25 protein-coding genes are annotated in these 20,565 nt (G+C 50.4%); 9 read left to right on the top strand and 16 right to left on the bottom strand.

The genetic code is table 11. The features are described from left to right. Positions 1–59 precede the first annotated feature (59 nt). The 6 genes from M0220_RS14830 to zapE all read right to left on the bottom strand — a co-directional run bounded on the left by M0220_RS14830 (position 60) and on the right by zapE (position 5,193). The gene (locus M0220_RS14830) at positions 60–827 is read right to left on the bottom strand and encodes a cytochrome c1 (protein WP_264018088.1); all 768 of its coding nucleotides are present in this window, start codon (positions 825–827) and stop codon (positions 60–62) included. Next, positions 827–2,086 (bottom strand): cytochrome b, encoded by a 1,260-nt coding sequence (locus M0220_RS14825; RefSeq protein WP_030072319.1) that lies wholly within the window; start codon positions 2,084–2,086, stop codon positions 827–829. Before M0220_RS14825 ends, M0220_RS14830 begins: the two co-directional genes overlap by 1 nt. Continuing rightward, positions 2,086–2,685, bottom strand: coding sequence for a ubiquinol-cytochrome c reductase iron-sulfur subunit (gene petA, locus M0220_RS14820; protein WP_030072317.1), 600 nt, complete (start codon positions 2,683–2,685; stop codon positions 2,086–2,088). Before petA ends, M0220_RS14825 begins: the two co-directional genes overlap by 1 nt. 208 nt (positions 2,686–2,893) lie before the next feature. Further along, a complete protein-coding gene (rpsI, locus tag M0220_RS14815) occupies positions 2,894–3,283 on the bottom strand; it encodes a 30S ribosomal protein S9 (protein WP_030072315.1) in 390 nt (129 codons plus the stop codon). A gap of 13 nt (positions 3,284–3,296) precedes the next feature. After that, entirely contained in the window at positions 3,297–3,725 is a 429-nt protein-coding gene (gene rplM / locus M0220_RS14810) for a 50S ribosomal protein L13 (protein WP_009721993.1), read from the bottom strand. 286 nt (positions 3,726–4,011) lie between these two features. Then, entirely contained in the window at positions 4,012–5,193 is a 1,182-nt protein-coding gene (zapE, locus tag M0220_RS14805) for a cell division protein ZapE (RefSeq protein ID WP_030072312.1), read from the bottom strand. Positions 5,194–5,426: 233 nt separating this feature from the next. On the opposite strand from zapE, the gene M0220_RS14800 reads away from it, so the two are divergent. Then, the gene (locus M0220_RS14800; RefSeq protein WP_030072310.1) at positions 5,427–5,879 is read left to right on the top strand and encodes a ZapG family protein; all 453 of its coding nucleotides are present in this window, start codon (positions 5,427–5,429) and stop codon (positions 5,877–5,879) included. A 72-nt stretch (positions 5,880–5,951) separates the two neighbouring features. On the opposite strand, the gene M0220_RS14795 is transcribed toward M0220_RS14800, so the two are convergent. Further along, the gene (locus tag M0220_RS14795) at positions 5,952–6,713 is read right to left on the bottom strand and encodes a Nif3-like dinuclear metal center hexameric protein (RefSeq protein WP_030072309.1); all 762 of its coding nucleotides are present in this window, start codon (positions 6,711–6,713) and stop codon (positions 5,952–5,954) included. 140 nt (positions 6,714–6,853) lie between these two features. On the opposite strand from M0220_RS14795, the gene M0220_RS14790 reads away from it, so the two are divergent. Then, entirely contained in the window at positions 6,854–8,098 is a 1,245-nt protein-coding gene (locus M0220_RS14790; RefSeq protein WP_030072308.1) for a Do family serine endopeptidase, read from the top strand. A gap of 38 nt (positions 8,099–8,136) precedes the next feature. Here the strand turns inward: M0220_RS14790 and hisD are convergent, their stop codons facing one another. The 9 genes from hisD to M0220_RS14745 all read right to left on the bottom strand — a co-directional run bounded on the left by hisD (position 8,137) and on the right by M0220_RS14745 (position 14,907). Further along, positions 8,137–9,453 carry a histidinol dehydrogenase gene (hisD, locus tag M0220_RS14785; protein ID WP_030072306.1) on the bottom strand — a complete coding sequence of 439 codons (1,317 nt, stop codon included), beginning with the start codon at positions 9,451–9,453 and terminating at the stop codon, positions 8,137–8,139. Positions 9,454–9,466: 13 nt separating this feature from the next. After that, positions 9,467–10,120 carry an ATP phosphoribosyltransferase gene (gene hisG, locus M0220_RS14780; RefSeq protein WP_030072304.1) on the bottom strand — a complete coding sequence of 218 codons (654 nt, stop codon included), beginning with the start codon at positions 10,118–10,120 and terminating at the stop codon, positions 9,467–9,469. A gap of 28 nt (positions 10,121–10,148) precedes the next feature. Next, positions 10,149–11,411 (bottom strand): UDP-N-acetylglucosamine 1-carboxyvinyltransferase, encoded by a 1,263-nt coding sequence (gene murA / locus M0220_RS14775; protein ID WP_030072302.1) that lies wholly within the window; start codon positions 11,409–11,411, stop codon positions 10,149–10,151. Positions 11,412–11,424: 13 nt separating this feature from the next. Continuing rightward, positions 11,425–11,673, bottom strand: coding sequence for a BolA family protein (locus M0220_RS14770; protein ID WP_030072300.1), 249 nt, complete (start codon positions 11,671–11,673; stop codon positions 11,425–11,427). Between the two features lie 103 nt (positions 11,674–11,776). Next, complete coding sequence (locus M0220_RS14765; RefSeq protein WP_264018086.1) at positions 11,777–12,109, bottom strand: STAS domain-containing protein; 333 nt, start codon at positions 12,107–12,109, stop codon at positions 11,777–11,779. After that, positions 12,106–12,747 carry an MlaC/ttg2D family ABC transporter substrate-binding protein gene (locus M0220_RS14760; protein ID WP_404813863.1) on the bottom strand — a complete coding sequence of 214 codons (642 nt, stop codon included), beginning with the start codon at positions 12,745–12,747 and terminating at the stop codon, positions 12,106–12,108. Before M0220_RS14760 ends, M0220_RS14765 begins: the two co-directional genes overlap by 4 nt. A gap of 56 nt (positions 12,748–12,803) precedes the next feature. Continuing rightward, on the bottom strand, positions 12,804–13,268 hold the full coding sequence (gene mlaD, locus M0220_RS14755) for an outer membrane lipid asymmetry maintenance protein MlaD (protein ID WP_030072294.1): 465 nt from the start codon (positions 13,266–13,268) through the stop codon (positions 12,804–12,806). Positions 13,269–13,284: 16 nt separating this feature from the next. After that, positions 13,285–14,085 (bottom strand): lipid asymmetry maintenance ABC transporter permease subunit MlaE, encoded by an 801-nt coding sequence (gene mlaE, locus M0220_RS14750; protein ID WP_030072293.1) that lies wholly within the window; start codon positions 14,083–14,085, stop codon positions 13,285–13,287. Continuing rightward, a complete protein-coding gene (locus tag M0220_RS14745) occupies positions 14,086–14,907 on the bottom strand; it encodes an ABC transporter ATP-binding protein (RefSeq protein ID WP_264018085.1) in 822 nt (273 codons plus the stop codon). A gap of 276 nt (positions 14,908–15,183) precedes the next feature. Between M0220_RS14745 and M0220_RS14740 the strand changes: the two genes are divergently transcribed. From M0220_RS14740 to hpf, 7 genes are all read left to right on the top strand, one after another. Continuing rightward, positions 15,184–16,170 carry a KpsF/GutQ family sugar-phosphate isomerase gene (locus tag M0220_RS14740; RefSeq protein ID WP_030072289.1) on the top strand — a complete coding sequence of 329 codons (987 nt, stop codon included), beginning with the start codon at positions 15,184–15,186 and terminating at the stop codon, positions 16,168–16,170. Positions 16,171–16,204: 34 nt separating this feature from the next. Continuing rightward, entirely contained in the window at positions 16,205–16,747 is a 543-nt protein-coding gene (locus M0220_RS14735; RefSeq protein ID WP_264018084.1) for a KdsC family phosphatase, read from the top strand. Continuing rightward, complete coding sequence (lptC, locus tag M0220_RS14730) at positions 16,747–17,319, top strand: LPS export ABC transporter periplasmic protein LptC (RefSeq protein ID WP_264018083.1); 573 nt, start codon at positions 16,747–16,749, stop codon at positions 17,317–17,319. The genes M0220_RS14735 and lptC overlap by 1 nt, the downstream gene beginning before the upstream one ends. Positions 17,320–17,327: 8 nt before the next feature. Next, positions 17,328–17,831 (top strand): lipopolysaccharide transport periplasmic protein LptA, encoded by a 504-nt coding sequence (gene lptA / locus M0220_RS14725; protein ID WP_030072282.1) that lies wholly within the window; start codon positions 17,328–17,330, stop codon positions 17,829–17,831. A gap of 79 nt (positions 17,832–17,910) precedes the next feature. Then, the gene (gene lptB / locus M0220_RS14720) at positions 17,911–18,636 is read left to right on the top strand and encodes an LPS export ABC transporter ATP-binding protein (protein ID WP_030072280.1); all 726 of its coding nucleotides are present in this window, start codon (positions 17,911–17,913) and stop codon (positions 18,634–18,636) included. 105 nt (positions 18,637–18,741) lie between these two features. Continuing rightward, positions 18,742–20,157, top strand: coding sequence for an RNA polymerase factor sigma-54 (locus tag M0220_RS14715; protein ID WP_264018082.1), 1,416 nt, complete (start codon positions 18,742–18,744; stop codon positions 20,155–20,157). A 98-nt stretch (positions 20,158–20,255) separates the two neighbouring features. Then, positions 20,256–20,564 (top strand): ribosome hibernation-promoting factor, HPF/YfiA family, encoded by a 309-nt coding sequence (gene hpf / locus M0220_RS14710; protein WP_027335376.1) that lies wholly within the window; start codon positions 20,256–20,258, stop codon positions 20,562–20,564. The last annotated feature ends 1 nt before the right edge of the window (position 20,565 follow it).

Genomic DNA, 20,565 nt, shown 5'->3' with positions numbered 1-20,565 from the left:
ATAAACAAAAGGCGCACGGCTTACGCCGTGCGCCCGACATGCCTGTCATCACTTGATCGTTAGTGAACGTCTCGCCAGTACTCACGCTTGAGTAGGTAAGCAATTACACCAAAGATAAAGATGAAGATCAGCACTTTTGGAGCCAATGCCTGCGCGTGGAGCTTAGACGGCTCACCAACGTAAGCAAGGAAGTTCGTCAGGTCATAAACCGCTTCCTCAAACTCCGCAGGCTCCATTGAGCCTGGCTGGGTAACTTGCAGCACGTCACAAGACTGGTACTTACCCGATAAAGGATCTGGTGACTGGCCTGCCACCGGCTGATCCGTTTCCGAACAAACCATTTCCTGAACACCCTGGAGCGGCTCTAACACATTCGGCATAGCGACCAGCTCATACACTGTGTTATTGACGCCCAACGGACGACTGGGGTCTTTATAGAACCCCAACAGGTAAGAATAAACCCAGTCGGTACCGCGCAGACGAGTTTCCAGCGTCAGATCGGGCGGCGGAGCGCCGAACCAAGACTCGGCGTCGCCACGATCCATTGCAATGTGCATCTGGTCGTTAAACGCAAGATCAGAGGAAAAAATAAGGTTCTCTTCCACCAGCTCCTGGGGAATACCTAAATCCTCTGCAGCACGCGCGAACCGCTGATGCTCTAGCGAATGACACCCCATGCAGTAATTGACATAGAGCTTCATGCCGTTTTGCAAAGATGCTTGGTCCTGAAGATCAGGGTCCATGCTGTGAGCTACGCTCACGCCACCCGCCGACATCGCCGTTACTGGCACTAACGCGAAGAGCAGTGCAAATAGTTGTTTTTTCATTAGCCAGTCACCCTTTCCGGAACGGGTTTAGTCTTCTCCAGCTTGGTGTAGAACGGCATCAGCAGGAAGAAGGCGAAGTAAATGGCTGTACAGACCTGCGCCAGAAGGGTCCGCCCCTCTGTCGATGGCAGCACGCCCAATACACCCAGAATGACGAAACTAATCGCAAACAACAGCAACATAACTTTGGACATCCAGCCCTTGTAGCGCATAGAGCGGACCGGGCTACGGTCAAGCCAAGGCAGAACAAAAAGAACGGCGATTGCGCCACCCATGAAGAGAACGCCAAGGAACTTAGCATCTAACCCAAACAGCGAGAACGTAATGGCACGCAAAATCGCGTAGAAAGGCGTGAAATACCACACTGGAGCGATGTGATCAGGCGTTTTCAGCGGGTTAGCAGGCTCAAAGTTCGGTTTCTCAATGAAGTAGCCACCCCCTTCCGGGAAGTAGAAAACAACCACACAGAACACAAACAGGAAGATTGCAATACCCACCAAATCCTTCACGGTGTAGTACGGATGGAAGGCAATACCATCCAGCGGCTTACCGGTCTCATCTTTCTTCTGCTTGATGTCGATACCGTCTGGATTATTCGAACCCACTTCGTGAAGCGCAATAATGTGCAGCACGACAAGAGCCAAAATAACAATGGGCAATGCAACAACATGAAGCGCAAAGAAGCGGTTCAACGTAATACCGGAAATCAGGAAATCACCACGCACCCACTGGGCAAGGTCAGGACCGATACCTGGAATCGCAGAGAACAGCGAAATAATAACCTGGGCACCCCAATATGACATTTGTCCCCATGGCAGCAGATAACCCATAAAGGCTTCTGCCATCAAGGCGAGATAGATGGTCATACCGAAGATCCATACTAGCTCTCGCGGCGCTTTGTACGAACCATACAAAAGACCACGGAACATATGCATGTAAATAACCACAAAGAAGGCAGAGGCGCCGGTGGTATGCATATAACGGATCAACCAGCCCCACTCCACATCACGCATGATGTATTCAACGGAGGCAAACGCACCTTCTGCTGAAGGGTTGTAGCTCATTGTTAGCCACACACCCGTCAGGATTTGGTTCACCAGCACCAGCAATGCCAGGACGCCAAACAAGTAGAAGAAGTTGAAATTCTTCGGTGCATAGTACTTCGTGAGATGATCTTGCATCATCTGCGTGGCAGGAAAGCGGTCATCCACCCAGCGCATGATACCGCTTTCTGCTTTGGCCTTATCTGGATTACCCATTATGCAGCCTCCTCGTCTTCGCCTACCACGATGATATCATCGCTTTCAAAACGGTAAGGCGGAACTTCAAGGTTAGTCGGCGCAGGGACGTTGGTGTACACACGACCGGCTAAGTCAAAGCGAGAACCATGACATGGGCAGAAGAAACCACCCGGCCAATTATCCACCCCTACCCCTTCGGCATCTGGCTCAGGCCGAAACAGCGGGGAACATCCCAAATGCGTACAGATACCAATCAGCACACCTATCTCTGGCTTGATAGAGCGTAACCCACCTTGGATATAGGCAGGCTGCTGAGGCACTTCGGAGTCAGGGTCAGCAAGACTGCCTGGATCTAAGGCTTCGGTTCGCTCGATCATCTCAGGCGTACGATTAATAATCCAAATCGGCCGTCCACGCCACTCGACGGTCATGCGCTGTCCAGGTTCAAGCTTCGATATATCTGCTTGAACTGGCGCACCTGCCGCCCTTGCCTTGGCACTAGGCTGCCAAGAAGCCACAAAGGGGACCGCAACCCCGACAGCACCCACCGCCCCAACAACGGAGGTGGCGCCCACGAGGAAACGGCGCCGACCTTTGTTTACGCCGTTATCTGCCATTTCTGGTTTCTCCCATCAGCTTACCCGTTCCGCCGCAAAGGCGTCTTGCGGCGACGAATATCAAATACGCTCTATGTTAAAAAAACAAAGCGCTCTGCACAAGAACAACTGCCCGTGACCATGGTGGTATAAGCGTTATAATTTTTTGATATTCCAACAAAAAACGCCCAGGTCGTTGACCTGGGCGTTTTTGCCGCATAGCGTAAAATTAACGCTTAGAGAACTGCGGACGACGACGCGCTTTACGCAGACCCACTTTCTTACGCTCAACTTGGCGAGCGTCACGAGTTACGTAACCCGCAGCGCGCAAGGTCGGGCGCAGATCTTCATTGTAGTTCATCAGGGCACGAGTGATACCGTGACGAATAGCACCTGCTTGGGAGGAGCCGCCGCCGCCAGCAACAGTGACGAATATGTCAAACTGGTTCAGCGTCTCAGTCAACTCAAGCGGCTGACGAACAACCATACGACCAGTAACACGACCAAAATAAAGGTCAAGGTCTTGGTTGTTGACAGTAATTTTGCCAGAGCCCGGCTTCATAAACACGCGAGCGGTGGAAGTCTTGCGGCGCCCGGTACCGTAATACTGCTGTGTCATGGCGAAGATTTCCTCAGATGTTCAGTTCAAGCGGCTGTTGGGCAGCATGCGGATGCTCGGCACCGGCGTACACTTTCAACTTGGAGTACATGGCGCGACCCAAAGGACCTTTCGGCAACATACCTTTAACGGCAGACTCAATGATGCGCTCAGGCGCATGATCAAGCATTTTGTCGAATGTCATAGAGCGCAGACCGCCCGGGTAACCAGTGTGACGATAATAGGTTTTAGCCTTCGCCTTGTTACCGGTTACATGGACTTTTTCAGCATTGATAACGACGATGTAGTCGCCAGTGTCAACGTGAGGAGTAAATTCGGGCTTATGCTTGCCACGCAGGCGGCGAGCAATCTCGGTTGCCAGACGACCGAGCGTTTTGTCCGTAGCGTCGACTACATACCAGTCGCGCTGGACGGACTGCGGCTTAGCACTGAACGTCTTCATGGATGAAATCACCAGATTAAGTGTATTGGGTAGCTTACACCGCTAAGTAAGCGATGAAGCACCATCCCTATTTTTTTTGGTTGCCAGAAAAACCCAAGCAACATGTAGCGAGGCGGCATTCTACAGCAAGCGCGGCAGCAAGTTAAGTGCCGCCGTCGTTTTTTATTAGTATCGCTGACTCGTAGTGATGTTGTTGCAAACAACATTTTTACCGACACCATGTTTAACGGCAGTCTGATTGAACCCCAGAGGCCTGCTTGCCAGCTTATGGCTTATGGCTTATGGCTTATGGCTTATGAGGTAATGCTAAATACTCTTTAGACTGCATCTCCTGCAAACGCGACAAAGTTCGCTGAAATTCAAATGTCAGCTTTCCATCGCTATATAGTGCTTCAACCGCTACCTCTGCCGACATCAACAGCTTAACCCCGCGATCATAAAACTCATCGACCATATTAATAAACCTTCGAGCCTGGTCGTCTGTCTTTGCATTCATCTGAATAACGTTAGAAACCAAAACCGTGTGGAATTCTCTGGCAAGCTCTATGTAATCATTCTGGCTACGCGGCCCATCGCACAGCTCAGCGAACTCAAACCATGCCACGTCATCATGCAGACGGCGCGTCTTCAAAACGCGATGATTAATTTCTAGAGGCGCACCTTCTTCACCCTCATTGCCAGCTATTTCGCAAAAGCTTCTGCTCAACTCCCGCTCTGCCGCCTCATCAAGCGGCGCATGAAAAATTTCCGCCCGCTCCAAAGCACGCAAACGGTAGTCAACACCCGAGTCGACATTAACGACCTCACAGTGGCGGTTAACTAGCTCTATAGCAGGAACAAATCTTGCACGCTGCAACCCATCTTTATAAAGGTCATCAGGTATGATGTTTGATGTCGCTACTAATACCACCCCACGCTCAAACAACGCCTCAAGTAAATTAGCCAGAATCATTGCATCAGTAATGTCTTTAACAAAAAACTCATCAAAGCAGATGACACGCGCTTCAGCAGCAAACTTCCCGGCAATCAGCGTTAGAGGGTTCTTTTCACCTTTGTAATGCGTTAACTCATTATGAACACGCTGCATGAAACGATGAAAGTGGGTACGCATTTTCTCAGGAAAAGGAAGAGCTTCGTAGAAGGTATCAACCAGATACGTTTTACCACGCCCCACTCCACCCCAAAAATAAAGCCCCTTCACTTCGGGTAGCGCTGGCTCACCTGAGCTGGCCTTTTTACCAAGTAGACCAGCCATTTTCGCTTTCAACCCTTTGCTAGCAATAACGGCTTTAGGAGCGACAGCAGGCGTAGCCAGTAATTCATCGTACAGGCGCTGAAGATGCTTAACCGCTTGCTCTTGGGCTGGGTCATACTGAAAGTCGTCGCGCTTTAGGTCTTCTTGATACCGTGCAAAAGGCGTTAATCGGCTCGCCTGCTCACTGTATTGACGTGCAGATAATGATGACATCAATTCGCTCCCACAGCGCACATCTCGAACGACGCTGTATCACTGCAAGGACACAGCTTGCTCAAATAAAAAAGAAAATATTATACGCTGCTTAACGACTGAGCGCATGAGCGGATTGACCCAACCGACGGATACGCGCCTATAATGGTCAAGTTTTGTTAAGTTGTCTGTTAAGCTATCTGTTAAGTTTCGCCATGCAGCTGGTGGCACGCATCACCTATAGGGAGAAAACTGTGGAAGCAAGCTCGCCATTCACTTTTGCAATTATCGGTCTTATTATTGGGTTTGCTATTGGCCTGGTCTGCTATCGCTTATTTAGCAAAGGTCAGCGTGACCATGCCACCTTAAAGCAAGCACTGCTTGAACGTGAGCATCAAATAGCCGAGTTAAAAAAAGGCATGGGAAGTCATCTCTCTGGCATCCAACAACATTTAATTAATCTTCGCCATGAAGCTGATCAGCTAGAGCAGCACATTGAGAAAGAAGCTGCTGAGTGGAAGCTTGGAACAAGCTTTACAGCGACAACCACCCAGAACAGCTCAATGACTACCACTGGTAGCGAAAGCGATGTTAATACGCCTCGTGACTATGCAGACGGCAAAAGTGGCACGCTGTCTGAAGACTTTGGCTTAAAGGATAGTCAGAAAGATACTGATTCAAACAAAGCACAACCACCTCGTTATTAATAACACCTAACGAGGCCAATGCCTTTGAAAGCATCCGCACAGTAAGCTAATGCGGATGCTGGATACAAGCTCCTAGGCTGGGTTGTCGATGTCGACAAAGCGATGTATTACGCCATACTCGCTCGCTAACCATTCGCCCAGCGCCTGAACACCAAATCGCTCAGTCGCGTGATGTCCTGCAGCAATGTAGTGAATTCCCATCTCTCTAGCCAAATGCGTCGTGCGCTCTGATATCTCACCAGACACAAACATTTGCGCCCCAGCTTCATACGCCGCTGTAATCATATCTTGAGCACCACCGGTGCACCAGGCAATACGCTCTACAGGGCCAGCGTCAGGCGCCTCGATAACTAAAGGCGTGCGATAAAGCACTGAGGCTAATTGAGCGCCTACTTCACTTACGCTCAGCGGCTCCGCCAATCGACCAGACCACAACAGACCCTCTCCAATCTCACCGTCAATGCAACCTTCTACCTTCCAGCCCAGACGCTTTGCCAGCTCGGCATTATTGCCAAACTCTGCATGCGCATCTAATGGCAAGTGATAAGCAAGTAAACTCATTTCGTTATCAAGCAGCGTTTTAATTCGCCTCTTCTTCATTCCGGTAATAGCGACTGGCTCATTTTTCCAGAAATATCCATGGTGTACTAATACCATATCTGCTTGCCAAGATACTGCCTCCTCTAGCAACGCCTGGCAGGCCGTCACGCCCGACATTACTCGCTTTACAGTATCCCTCCCTTCTACCTGAAGGCCGTTAACGGTAAAGTCTTTAAATTGCGATGATCGCAGCTGATGATCACAGGCGGCTACTAATTGGTCGCGATGAATCACACTGACTCCTTAAAGCGATTAACAGGCTGTCGTGAGGAACGTCTCAATAAAGTGTTACGATAGCGCTATTGTAAATCTCGCTTCGCGTTATCGCGAACCTCGCGACTATTTTAGACTATCATCCGCTGAGGAAACTTCGCATGCACCGCTCTGTGCTGCCCTATATATGGCCAATCATCACCGGGCTATTGCTCGCCGCATTGGTGTTACTTGCCTTTCCAGAATATTTACCTAACCCATTTCGACAAACGCCACCAGCAACCGTCGAACCCCCCTCCCCACTGGTGCCTACCCGTGGTGAACCGGCAGCAAACCGACCAGCTCCTGAAATACGGCAAGCGGAACCACTTAACCGTAACCAAGGGCCTGCCAGTTATTCAAACGCGGTGAATCAAGCGGCACCAGCCGTCGTCAACATATACTCCTCGCGCATTGTTGAGCGCGACCAGCACCCATTGATGTCTGACCCATTTTTCCAGCAGTTTTTCAGCGGCGACGATGCTACCACCCACCAGCGAATGCTATCGAGCCTGGGTTCTGGTGTTATCGTCAGCCAGGACGGCTACGTGTTGACCAATCATCATGTTATTAATGGCGCTGACCAAATACAGGTAGCACTTCGCGATGGTCGGGAAACACTTGCCGAGGTAATTGGCACTGATCCAGAAAGCGATCTTGCTGTTTTACGCATTGTTCTCGATGATTTACCAGTGATTGAGCTTGCTGACTCTGAACAGGTGGCCGTGGGTGATGTAGCACTCGCTATCGGCAACCCTTTCGGTGTTGGGCAAACCGTGACGATGGGTATTATTAGCGCCACAGGACGTAGCCACTTAGGCTTAAATGCCTATGAAGACTTCATTCAGACAGATGCAGCAATAAACCCGGGCAACTCCGGGGGAGCATTAGTTAATCCTGACGGCGCTTTAGTGGGCATTAATACGGCTATCTTCTCACGATCAGGGGGATCACAAGGGATTGGCTTCGCGATTCCAGCCAACCTTGCCCACAGCATTTTGAACGAACTTGTAACTCGCGGTCGCGTCATCCGCGGCTGGTTAGGCATAGAAGCACAAGCGCTTTCCCGCGAGCTAGCCGCATCATTTGGACTAAGAACTCCACAAGGAGTTATTGTCGCCGGCGTCGTGAAAGATGGGCCAGCGGCCAAGGCAGGCTTACAGCCGGGTGATGTACTCCTATCTATTGACGGCCAAGTGATTTTGGATGCGCGCGCTACAATGAGCGATATCGCCTCCATCCCACCAGGCACGGAACTACCGCTAACGGTAGTGCGAGGCGGCGAGCGCATGGACATAACACTAGAGGTGGGTGAACGGCCTGTGCCCACTAATGCTACGTCTGGAGGGCATCAGAGCGACTCGTAAGCCGCTCTGATGTAAATCAACGCCTGTACAAGGAACGCTTAATCGTTAATACGATACTCAGCTGAACGCGCATGGGCCGTCAGTGATTCACCTCTGGCGAGCACCGATGCTATTTTACCAAGCTCAGATGCACCCTCGGGCGAACAGTGAATGATAGATGAGCGTTTCTGGAAGTCATAAACCCCCAATGGCGAGGAAAAACGCGCCGTGCCAGACGTAGGAAGCACATGGTTCGGCCCCGCACAGTAGTCGCCTAAAGCTTCTGACGTATGCCGCCCCATAAAGATAGCGCCAGCATGACGAATACCATCAAGCCATGTATTTGGCGTCTCTACTGAAAGTTCAAGGTGCTCTGGCGCAATGCGATTGATTAAATCAATAGCTTCAGCTTGGTCTTGGCATAGAATTAACGCACCACGTCGCTGCAGCGAAACACGCGCAATGCCTTCTCGCTCAAGGGTCGGCAATAGGCGCTCAATAGAAGCCTCCACCGCATCGAGATGAGCAACATCCCAGCTGACCAATATTGCTTGTGCATCTTCGTCATGTTCAGCCTGGGAGAATAAGTCCATCGCCAGCCAATCAGGATCTGTTTGGCCGTCGGATACCACCATGATTTCAGAGGGGCCTGCAATCATGTCAATACCGACTTGGCCAAACACCGCCCGCTTGGCGGTAGCCACATAAATATTGCCTGGACCGACAATTTTATCTACCCGCGGGACACTTTCTGTGCCATATGCAAGCGCTGCTACCGCCTGCGCGCCACCTATCGTGAACACATAATCGACACCCGCTAAGTGCGCTGCTGCTAACACAAGATCGTTCAGCACACCATCGGGGGTCGGCACCACCATAACGATTTCGCGCACGCCAGCCACATGAGCAGGAATAGCATTCATCAACACTGAGGAAGGGTAAGCGGCTTTTCCACCTGGCACATAAATACCTGCGCGGTCTAACGGCGTCACCTTCTGGCCAAGCACCGTTCCATCATCCTCTTCGTACTGCCATGAGGTTGGCTTTTGGTGCTCATGGTAACGCTTAATGCGTTCAGCAGCAGCTGATAGCGCGTCACGCTGCTCATCAGGCAGACTGTCAAACGCCTTTTTCAATTGCTCAGGCGATAGCCGCAACTGCTCCATACAACCAACCGATAGTCGGTCAAAGCGATTGGTGGCCTCAATAACAGCACTATCGCCTCGCAGCTTGACGTCTGCCAATATCTCTTCAACACGAGCCTGCACTGCCTTATCAGACACACCTTCCCAGTCCAACAGCGCATTTAAATGCTGGTGGAATGCCCCATCTGCGGTTGAAAGACGTGCAATGGTAGCTGTGGACTTATCGCTCATGGTAAACCTCGCGTCATTCAATAGGCTGAGTCTGGCGCTTTTTAACCGCCTCTTCCAAGCGGGTTAATAGTGGCTTAATTTGATCATGTTTCATGGTCATGGATGCTTTATTCACCACTAGGCGGGTACTGATATGGGCAATCAACTCACGGGGTTCCATGCCATTGGCCCGCAACGTATTACCGGTATCCACTATATCCACAATTTCATCAGCCAAATTCATTAAGGGCGCAAGCTCCATCGCTCCATAAAGCTTGATCACTTCCGCCTGAATACCCTGCTCGGCATAGTAGCGTCTTGCCACGTTAACAAACTTAGTGGCTACACGAAGGCGCGCTTTAGCAGGCAACTGACCGGTGACACCTGCCGTCATCAATTTGCAACGGGCAATCTCTAGGTCTAATGGCTCATACAAGCCCTCTACCCCATGCTCGAGAAGTACATCCTTGCCCGCAATACCCATATCTGCCGCCCCAAGCTGAACGTACGTCGGCACATCGGTTGCCCGTATAATGACCAACTTTACGTTCGGCAAATTAGTATCGAACAGCAGTTTACGGCTTTTACCCAAATCTTCTGCAGGGGCGATGCCCGCATCTGCCAACAGTGGCAGCGTTTCATCCAATATACGCCCTTTTGAAAGGGCTAAAATTAGTTGCTTACTCATTGTTTAGGCCAATGGTTAATAGCATGGCTTAGCCGGGAATACGTCGAATGCGCGCGCCCAACAGCTGTAATTTTTCCTCGATGCACTCATAACCACGATCAATGTGATAAATACGATCTACAAGCGTTTCGCCTTCGGCCATCATGGCTGCGATCACCAATGACGCTGACGCACGCAGATCAGTGGCCATAACCGGCGCACCTGAAAGCTTTTCTACGCCTTCAATTAATGCCGCATTACCTTCAAGGGTAATATTTGCCCCCATCCGGTTTAGCTCTTGTACGTGCATAAAGCGGTTTTCAAAAATGGTTTCCACCACCCGCGAGTGGCCTACGGCAACAGCATTCATTGCAACAAACTGAGCTTGCATATCAGTAGGAAATGCAGGATAGGGTGCCGTACGGATGTTCACCGCCTTTGGGCGCTTACCGTGCATATCTAGGGCGATCCAATCATCGCCGCTGGTAATATCGGCACCGGCTTCCTCAAGCTTCGCGAGCACCGCTTCTAGAATGTCAGCGCGGGTGCGCTTTACCTTCACACGCCCACCCGTCATGGCCGCTGCGACCAAAAAAGTGCCAGTCTCAATACGGTCAGGCATGACATCATGCTCACAACCATGCAGCGACTCCACCCCCTCAATGACAATGGTGTCAGTGCCTTGACCGCGGATGTTGGCCCCCATCTTGATTAAGCACTCGGCAAGATCGACAATCTCGGGCTCGCGCGCTGCATTTTCAAGAATAGTGGTGCCCTCTGCAAGCGTAGCCGCCATCAGCAGATTTTCAGTACCCGTTACCGTTACTGTATCGAAAAAGATGGTGGCACCTTTCAAGCGACCATCTACGTGGGCACGAATATAACCCGCCTCAACGCGAATCTCTGCACCCATCGCCTCAAGGCCACGAATGTGCAAGTCAACTGGACGCGAACCAATTGCACACCCCCCTGGTAACGACACATCTGCTTTACCAAAATGCGCCAGCAATGGACCTAATACTAGAATAGAGGCGCGCATCTTCTTAACCAGCTCATAGGGGGCATGACACTGTGTTACCTGAGAGCCGTCAAGCTGGATACTGAGCTTCTCTCCCATCACAGGCTCAACGCCCATTCGCCCTAGCAACTCCAGCGTAGTAGTAATGTCCTGCAAATGAGGCAAATTACCAATAATGACCGGACCATCTGCCAAAAGGCTGGCACACAAAATCGGCAGTGCCGCGTTTTTGGCACCGCTTACCCACACTTCACCATCTACCGACCCATTGCCGGTAATCATTAATTTATCCATGGAACAGCCGCTACTAAACGTTTTCCGGTGCAGTTTGCCACTGCCCCGGAGTAAACGTTTTGATGCTAATAGCGTGAAGAGCGCCCGATGCGATTTCGTCACTCAGTGCAGCGTAAACCAACTGCTGACGCTTAACGGGAGAAAGACCTTCAAAGGCTTCGCCAACCGCAATCACCTGAAAGTTACAGCCCTCACCCTGGATATGAAAATCACATCCATCAATGCGAGACTCAAGCAGTGCTTTTACTTCATTGGGTTGCATAGGGTAAAAAACTCCTTTGGGGTCATTAAAACAAGTAAGGGCGTTGAAATAGTGGAAAACATGATAAAGAAAAGCAGCCCACTTGGCGATGTTGAGTAATCGCTTAGGCTTCAGTGTTGGGCGATTTTATCAATGCATCAAGCTCAGCTAGCGAGGTTAGCCGCTCAAGCGGGGCAGACAACATAATCGACGTAACAACAACCCCCAGTAAATGACAAGCACGTAACCATTCAAATAGCACGCTAATCGCCGCGCTACTTGCCCTGGTGACGCCAAAAAAATCTAAAGTAACTTCCGTTAACTGAGCACTTTCAAGCCATTTGACACCTACAGCGGCCACGTCGGCCGCTGCATTGACAGTAAGGTCACCGTTGACCGACAACGTATTGGCTTGCGCAATCAGCGATACATGCGACGTAGATAACAACGTCGTCACGCGTTGCCCCCTTGCTCAAGCTCATCAACGCCAATTTCAGGCGACCAGTTGCGAATTACTGCATCGTAATCTCGGTTATTTTCGCGCATTGACTGATCAAACTGGTTGCGGAACGTAAGCCCTAGATTAATGCCATTAACAATGACATTGACCACTTTCCACTCACCGTCCGAGAGCCGCAGGCTGTAACTTACTGGGTACACTTGTCCATTGTTAGCAACCACTTCCATATCGACGCTTGCTTGATCCTCATAACGCTGGCCCCGCTGGTCGCTTAACACTCTTAACTCATCATAATCAAACGTCACAAGGCCACGTGTATAGGTATCAATCAGCGTTTGACGAAATACATCGGCGAACCGACTACGCTGTTCCGGCGTTGCATTGCGAAAATAGCTTCCCATAACGCTAGCGCCAATATAACGAAAATCAGCCACATCATTCAGGCTGTCGTTAACTAGAGCTTTGAGCTCATCAAGATTATTGGCGTAATAATCTTCTCTACCGTTGATTTGCTCCATAAATTGCTTAACGTTGTCACGCACCAACGCTTCTGGCGACATTGACTGGGCCTGAGCTACAAAAGGCAGTAAAACAAAAGCTAGTACTACCAAAAAAAGCAAACGACGAGCCAACATTACGCTCTTTTCCTTCATAACAATCACCTCATATCAACTAGCAGCACAGAAGGTGCTCAGTTAGTAACCATATTGGATACAAATTGTTGGATAAGTTCTTCAAGCACCAAGGCTGACTGGGTATCTCGAATGACATCACCTTCTTCAAGCATATTCGGGTCACCACCAACGCTTAAACCGATATATTGCTCTCCAAGCAAACCTGCCGTTAAGATCGCTGCTGTAGTATCTTGAGTAAGCTGACCCTGAAGTTCACTATTAAGACTCAGCACTACCCGCGCATCGTACCATTCAGTATCAAGTTCTATGGCCTCAACGCGGCCCACTGTAACGCCAGCCATAGTGACGCGCGCGCGTGGTTTTAGACTACCAATATTGGCAAAGCTTGCCTCAAGACGAAACGTATCAGAAGGCGCCGATAGCGTCATCCCACTGACACGTAAGCCTAAAAAAACAAGCCCTAAGATACCCGCCAGCATAAACAAGCCAACGCCAAACTCCATGGTTTTACTGCGCTTCATGTTATTGCTCCACCCTTCAAAGACCGCCAAACATAACGGCAGTCAATACAAAATCTAGCCCCAAAACAGCAAGCGATGAATACACCACTGTGCGGGTTGTGGCACGTGAAATACCTTCAGATGTTGGCACTAAGTCATACCCTTGAAACACCGCAATCCAGGTAACGACCACTGCGAACACAAGGCTTTTGATGATTCCATTACCGATATCATCAACAAATGAAACGCTAGCCTGCATATTGCTCCAATAAGAGCCTTCGAAAACGCCTAACCACTCCACACCTACTAAATAGCCCCCCCAAATGCCCACCACGCTAAATCCAACGGTAAGAATAGGTAGTGCGATAAAACCAGCCCATAAGCGGGGAGCTACGACCCTGCGCAGTGGGTCAACACCGATCATTTCCATGCTTGTCAGCTGCTCGGTCGCCTTCATAAGACCAATTTCTGCCGTTAAAGCAGAGCCAGCGCGCCCGGCAAACAGAAGCGCAGCGACCACCGGTGCCAATTCACGCAATAGTGAAAGCGCCACCATTTGACCAAGCGCCTGTTCTGCACCGAAGTCAACCAAAATGGTGTAACCCTGGAGGGCAAGCACCATGCCAATAAACAGCCCCGATACCAAGACAATCGCAAGCGACAAAACACCAACAAAATGCACTTGGCGTAGCCATAATAACCAGCCTTCCCGCGAGGGAACCCCTACTGCAGACTGCGCCAAGAAGATACCTGCACGTCCTAACGACTCCAAGGCATCACATCCTTTTCGCCCAAGCCGAACAACATGCGAGATAGCATGTTTAATGTTTGATTGCATTTAGCGCACCTTCCCTGCAGAGGCTTGGCCTAGAATATCGTGGTAGAGGGTCTCAGCTGGGTAATGAAACGGTACGGGGCCATCAGGCTCACCGTGAATAAACTGACTCACCCGCGGGTCTTGGTTTGTATCTAAAGTGCGTGGCGTGCCAGAAGCAACCACCTGTCCATCGGCTATTAAGTACAGGTAATCCGCAATACTAAGAGTCTCTTTGATATCGTGTGAAACGATCACTGACGTAAGTGACAACGCCTGATTAAGCCGTTTAATAAGCTGGACAAGCACACCCATTGAAATAGGATCTTGGCCGACAAAAGGCTCATCATACAAGATTAGCTCTGGGTCAAGCGCTACCGCACGTGCCAAAGCCACACGTCTTGCCATCCCCCCCGAAAGCTCAGCAGGCGATAAGTGCCTTGCCCCGCGCAACCCCACCGCTTGCAACTTGAGAAGCACAAGATCGCGAATCATAGTATCTGGCAAATTGGTATGCACTCGAAGCGGAAACGCGACATTTTCATACACATCAAGGTCTGAAAATAACGCACCACTCTGAAACAACATTCCCATGCGCTTACGAAGACTGAAGAGGGCTTTACGTGACAGGCGGTGCACGTCTTGACCATCGATTAACACTCGCCCTCGGTCGGGTGTTAACTGGCCACCAATCAGCTTTAAAAGGGTCGTTTTACCTGTACCACTTGGCCCCATAATAGCGGTCACTTGGCCACGCGAAATCGTCATATTGATTCCGCGAAAAATATCATGCTCTCCTCGCGAGAAGTACAAATCTTCAATTTCTATGAAGGGAACATCTGTCATGGGCTGGCTGGCCTTGATGATCGTCTTGCCGTGACAGCACTAGCATAAGCTGGTCGCCTGCAAGCGAGATAGTTTAAAAAAACAGTTAATCTGAAAAACAGATAGTTTAAAAAACAGTGTTTTCGAAATATTATCGAACATCGTAACTTAACGCTACTCACAGTAACAGATTCACTCATTGTGGCTATTCTTGTCAGGACAGTGCGCGCATCCCCTACAATCTGCGCCGAGATGTTATTCTTACTGTTTTAACGCTAATGAAAAAGAGACCACCTTATGCGCCAGCCACTATCGACCCCTAGCCCACTGCGTGAAAGTGCGCTGCGCACCTTACAAATTGAGCAGGCAGCCATTGGTGGGCTACAAGCCAAACTTGATGAACATTTTGACCACGCTTGCGAGCTGATTCTTGCCTGCCATGGCCGTGTTGTCGTGACTGGCATGGGTAAGTCAGGTCATATTGCGGGGAAATTAGCAGCTACATTGGCAAGTACCGGTACGCCTGCTTTTTTTGTACACCCAGGCGAAGCCAGTCACGGCGATCTCGGCATGATTACCCGGGCGGATGTCGTATTAGCACTCTCCAACTCTGGTGAAACAGCAGAAGTTACCGCGCTACTGCCGCTACTGAAACGCTTAGGCACTCCTCTTGTTAGTATGACCGGCCGCCCTGGCTCAACATTGGCTAAACATGCGGATGCACACCTCAATAGTGGCGTTGAGCGCGAAGCCTGCCCTCTCGACCTAGCGCCAACAAGTTCAACCACTGCAGCACTTGCCTTAGGCGACGCTTTGGCTGTTGCGTTATTGGAAGCACGCGGATTTACCGCTGAGGATTTTGCACTTTCACATCCAGGAGGTAGCCTGGGCAAACGTTTGCTCCTTCGCGTTAAAGATTTGATGCACAACGGGACACGCCTCCCCCAAGTGGCACTAGGCAGCCCCTTGCGTGATGCACTTATAGAAATCACCCGGCAAGGCCTGGGCTTTACCTGTGTAGTGGATAGTGAGGGGCGTCTTGCGGGCGTCTATACCGACGGTGACTTACGCCGAACGCTGGATCAGTTTCATGACCTGCGTGACGTCATCGTCGATGATGTTATGACGCGCCCTGGAAAACGTATTGGACCCGATATATTGGCGGCTGAAGCCGTTCGCATTATGGAAGATAGTCGAATTACCGCACTCGCAGTTGTGGATGATCAGCAGCGTCCCATTGGTGCGCTGCATATGCACGACCTACTTGCTAGCGGCGTTATATAACCATCTTTTTAAACGTTAATAATAGGGAGGCTATATGGCCCTACCTGAAGCACTACAAGACCGGATTCGCCGCGTAAAACTACTGGCGATTGATGTTGACGGCGTACTTACTGATGGCCGCCTCTACTTTCAAGCGGATGGCATCGAAATCAAAGCGTTTCATACCCAAGACGGTCACGGTCTCAAGCTATTGAAGCGCGTAGGTATCCATGTTGCCTTAATTACCGGGCGGGATTCACCTATGGTCAGCCAACGTGCCGCTTCTTTGGGCATTACGCATGTATATCAAGGGTGTGAGGATAAACTCACTACGCTACGCGCGCTTTGCCAACGCCTAGATATCACACTAGAGCATGTTGCTTATTGTGGCGATGACCTGCCAGACCTTGCACCGATGAAACGCTCAGGCGTTGGCATCACTGTCCCTAATGCCCCTGATTATATGCATACCCATGCTGACTGGATCACTGATCGGCTTGGCGGCCACGGTGCTGTGCGTGAAATCTGCGATAATTTACTGATGTCTCAAGGTCATTGGGACGCTGTGTTAGATACGTATTTACACGGTCAATCGTAATGCGCTTTTGGGTTAGGAAACGGTTTTGGATTACCACGCTTGTGGTGGTGCTGGGGGGTGTACTTGCCTGGATAGACCCGCGTGGATATAAAGACCAATCGTTTAATCCCGATGCGAGGGCTCAAGAGCCAGGTCACGTACTTGAAAATGCGGAAATGACACTATTTGGTGACACAGGCACCATTCAGCAATCGCTAATGACGCCACGCTTAGTGCACACCCCGCAGACAGCGATGACTGATGTTACCTCTCCCATAGCGACACTCTTTGATAGTGAAGAACGCCAATGGCTGGCTACAGCTGAGACAGGTACCCTAAATACGGATACACAGGCACTCACATTAGCCGGCTCTGCCCAGCTGCTCTCACCTGATGAGGGCTGGCAGCTCAATACAGAGTTATTACATTATAATGGCGTCACGCGTCATGCCTGGAGCGATTCCAAAACAGTGCTACAGCAACCGCCTCAGCGCCTTGACGCATCACGCATGGATATATGGCTAGATGATAGCCAGATTCGCTTAACCAATAACGTGCGCGGCACTCATCCGCCTGCCACTCGTTCTCCGTAGGAGCCGCAATGAACGCTCTCATTCGTACAGCACTCTTCACCATTGCGCTACCCCTCTCTGCGGCAGCGCTACCGGTCATGGCACAAAGCCAAGCCCCTGTAGAAGTAGAAGCTGACCGGTTAGATCTAGACCAACGAGCGGGCACCGCCGTGTATTTTGGGAATGTCGATATTCGGCAGGGCAATATGCAGCTGCGCGGCAATCGCGTTGAAATCCAGCGCAATGATGCTGGCGAACTATCGCGCGCCGTGGCAACCGGTGAGCGAGCCTATATACGCAACCAACCCGAAGGTCAGGCTAGCCCGATGGAAGGCTGGGCAAAGCGGATTATCTATCATGTGGCCGAACGCCGAGTAGAACTGATTGATCAAGCCGAACTTACCCAGCAAACAGATCGTTTTCAGGGCGGCCGATTAGAGTATTTCATTGACCAAGGCGTGGTTCAGGCCCGCTCTGACGTGAGTGGCGGTGAGCCACAACGTATCCGAATGACGCTTCAGCCAGAACAATAGGGAGCGCCCAGTGGCGACAAATAGCGCAGAGCCAGCACCTCAGACCACATCATCAAAACCAACATTCGAAGAGGCGCCGATAAAAACACTCTATGCCCATCACTTAGCCAAAAGCTATAAACGCCGTCGCGTGGTTAAGGACATAAATTTAGAGATCTCTCAAGGCAGCGTCGTCGGTTTGCTTGGCCCTAACGGCGCAGGCAAAACAACATCGTTTTATATGATTGTCGGCCTAGTAAAGTCTGATGCAGGAAAAGTAGGCATTGATGGGCTTGATTTAACGCATGCTCCTATGCACGAGCGCGCCATGGCAGGGATTGGCTATCTGCCTCAAGAAGCCTCTATTTTTCGCAAACTATCCGTTGCCGATAACATCATGGCAATCTTGGAGACTCGTAAAGCACTTGATCACAGCGCCCGCGAACAACGTCTTGAGACGCTACTGGAAGATTTTCATATCACCCACATTCGCGACAATTTAGGTATGAGCCTTTCAGGTGGAGAGCGTAGACGTGTTGAGATTGCTCGCTCCCTCGCAACAGAACCTGCCTTTATTTTGCTTGACGAGCCGTTCGCTGGCGTCGATCCGATCTCAGTAGGCGACATTAAAGCAATTATCCGAGCACTTAAAAAACGTCATATAGGCGTATTGATTACTGACCACAATGTGCGAGAAACGCTGGATATTTGCGATATCGCCTATATTGTTGGCGACGGTCACATCATCGCTAGCGGCCCGCCACAAGAAATTCTCAACAACCAAAAGGTAAGAGATGTTTATTTAGGTGCTGATTTTCGCCTGTAAACAACCACCTGCCTGAAAAATTGTGTCTGTGGCATGCTTATTGCACTTGCACCAAACCATAACTCGCACTAGGGTGGAGCTTTCTGATAAACGAGTGGTTCTCAGATGGTCATGAAAGCTTCTCTTCAATTGCGTATCGGCACACAGCTGACCATGACACCCCAGCTGCAGCAGGCGATTGCCCTGCTGCAGCTATCAACATTGGACCTTCGTCAAGAAATTCAGCAAGCACTTGATGCCAACCCAATGCTTGAGCAGGAAGACGAATTCGGCGAACAGGCTGTTAGTGAACCCCAGGAAACGGAATGGTCCGACAGCATTCCTAACGAACTCTCCACTGATAGTGACTGGTCAGACACTTATCAGGATCTAGGCAACCATAGCAGCGGCGGCGAGGGGCCTGATTTTGAACGTCAAGCCGCTGGTCAAAGCTTACATGGCCACCTACTTTGGCAGCTCGCCATGACGGATTTCTCCTCTCGCGACCATGCCATCGCAGAAAGCCTTATAGATGCTCTGGATGCTAATGGCTATCTAACTCAGCCCCTCAATGACATCCGCGAGGGGCTTAAGGCCCAAGGTCATGAAGGGCTTAGCCAGCGTGAAGTTGAAACAACCTTACTGCGTCTTCAACAGTTTGAACCCACCGGCGTATTTGCTCGTGATCTGCGCGAATGTTTAATGTTGCAGCTCGCCTCACTACCGGAAGATACACCGCTGCTTATGCCTGCCAAGAGGCTAGTGCGTCAATTTCTTGAAGCGCTCGGTAAGGATGATGTGCGTTTGTTAAAGCGACGTTTAAGCTTGGGTGATGATCAGCTAGATGATGTAATTCGTTTGATCCGCAGCCTTGATCCTCGCCCAGGCAGCGCATTTGGAGACACCGATGACAGCTATGTAACGCCAGACCTAGTGGTTCGCCATGACAACGAAGGCTGGCACCTGGAACTAAACCCAGAAGCACTGCCACGACTGCGTATTCAGCCTGACTACGCAAGTCTTATCAAACGGGCTGACAAAAGCCAGGATAACCAGTTTTTAAAGGAGCACCTTCAGGAAGCGCGCTGGCTAATCAAGAGCCTCTCAAGCCGAAACGATACGCTACTGCGTGTTGGCCGAGAAATTATCGCTCGCCAGATAGGCTTTCTGGAACACGGCGAAGAAGCTATGAAGCCGTTAATTTTAGCGGATATCGCAGACGCTGTGGAAATGCATGAATCTACTATTTCCAGGGTCACCACCCAGAAATATATCCATACCCCGCGCGGCGTATTTGAACTCAAATACTTCTTTTCCAGCCAAGTGAGCGGGCAAGACGGAGGTGACAGCCACTCTAGCACCGCCATCCGTGCACGAATCAAAAAACTGGTGCAAGATGAACCGCCTGGCAAACCTCTCTCAGACAGCCGTCTTGTATCGCTTTTGGAAGAGGGAGGCATTAATGTAGCGAGGCGTACAGTGGCCAAATATCGCGAGTCGATGGGCATTCCTTCTTCCAGCGAACGTCGCCGCTTACGCTGATAAAACAGCGCTAAAGAGACAAAGTCTGTTTAAGGGCTTTGCAATAGCGCAAAAAGGGTTACAATCGAAGAACAGTCCGACGGATAAGGAGCACGTCAATGCAAGTAAATATCACTGGTCATCACGTAGAACTGACTGACGCCTTGCGTGACTATGTTAATGAAAAGCTGGAACGCGTTGAGCGCCATTACGACAATATTACTACCGTACAAGTGACCTTATCTGTTGAAAAGGAGCGCCAGCAAGCTGCCTGCACGCTGCATGCTGCCGGTGCAGACCTACACGCAGAAGCATTAGATAATGACATGTATGCAGCCATTGATGCGCTAGCAGACAAAATTGATCGTCAACTCGTTAAACATAAGGAAAAAGCACAAGCTCGCGCCCAAGGCGCAGGCGTGCGTTAAT

The organism is Halomonas qinghailakensis (assembly GCF_025820815.1).
GTDB lineage: Bacteria > Pseudomonadota > Gammaproteobacteria > Pseudomonadales > Halomonadaceae > Vreelandella > Vreelandella qaidamensis.
This window is presented reverse-complemented; position numbering and strand designations above follow the sequence as displayed.

Coding starts and splice junctions, on each gene's coding strand:
- M0220_RS14825 (WP_030072319.1), bottom strand. CDS start 2,086: ATGGGTAATCCAGATAAGGCCAAAGCAGAAAGCGGTATCATGCGCTGG.
- lptA (WP_030072282.1), top strand. CDS start 17,328: ATGAACGCTCTCATTCGTACAGCACTCTTCACCATTGCGCTACCCCTC.
- petA (WP_030072317.1), bottom strand. CDS start 2,685: ATGGCAGATAACGGCGTAAACAAAGGTCGGCGCCGTTTCCTCGTGGGC.
- M0220_RS14715 (WP_264018082.1), top strand. CDS start 18,742: ATGGTCATGAAAGCTTCTCTTCAATTGCGTATCGGCACACAGCTGACC.
- rpsI (WP_030072315.1), bottom strand. CDS start 3,283: ATGACACAGCAGTATTACGGTACCGGGCGCCGCAAGACTTCCACCGCT.
- mlaD (WP_030072294.1), bottom strand. CDS start 13,268: ATGAAGCGCAGTAAAACCATGGAGTTTGGCGTTGGCTTGTTTATGCTG.
- rplM (WP_009721993.1), bottom strand. CDS start 3,725: ATGAAGACGTTCAGTGCTAAGCCGCAGTCCGTCCAGCGCGACTGGTAT.
- murA (WP_030072302.1), bottom strand. CDS start 11,411: ATGGATAAATTAATGATTACCGGCAATGGGTCGGTAGATGGTGAAGTG.
- M0220_RS14790 (WP_030072308.1), top strand. CDS start 6,854: ATGCACCGCTCTGTGCTGCCCTATATATGGCCAATCATCACCGGGCTA.
- hisG (WP_030072304.1), bottom strand. CDS start 10,120: ATGAGTAAGCAACTAATTTTAGCCCTTTCAAAAGGGCGTATATTGGAT.
- zapE (WP_030072312.1), bottom strand. CDS start 5,193: ATGTCATCATTATCTGCACGTCAATACAGTGAGCAGGCGAGCCGATTA.
- hpf (WP_027335376.1), top strand. CDS start 20,256: ATGCAAGTAAATATCACTGGTCATCACGTAGAACTGACTGACGCCTTG.
- M0220_RS14745 (WP_264018085.1), bottom strand. CDS start 14,907: ATGACAGATGTTCCCTTCATAGAAATTGAAGATTTGTACTTCTCGCGA.
- hisD (WP_030072306.1), bottom strand. CDS start 9,453: ATGAGCGATAAGTCCACAGCTACCATTGCACGTCTTTCAACCGCAGAT.
- lptC (WP_264018083.1), top strand. CDS start 16,747: ATGCGCTTTTGGGTTAGGAAACGGTTTTGGATTACCACGCTTGTGGTG.
- M0220_RS14830 (WP_264018088.1), bottom strand. CDS start 827: ATGAAAAAACAACTATTTGCACTGCTCTTCGCGTTAGTGCCAGTAACG.
- M0220_RS14770 (WP_030072300.1), bottom strand. CDS start 11,673: ATGCAACCCAATGAAGTAAAAGCACTGCTTGAGTCTCGCATTGATGGA.
- M0220_RS14760 (WP_404813863.1), bottom strand. CDS start 12,747: ATGTTGGCTCGTCGTTTGCTTTTTTTGGTAGTACTAGCTTTTGTTTTA.
- M0220_RS14740 (WP_030072289.1), top strand. CDS start 15,184: ATGCGCCAGCCACTATCGACCCCTAGCCCACTGCGTGAAAGTGCGCTG.
- M0220_RS14735 (WP_264018084.1), top strand. CDS start 16,205: ATGGCCCTACCTGAAGCACTACAAGACCGGATTCGCCGCGTAAAACTA.
- mlaE (WP_030072293.1), bottom strand. CDS start 14,085: ATGCAATCAAACATTAAACATGCTATCTCGCATGTTGTTCGGCTTGGG.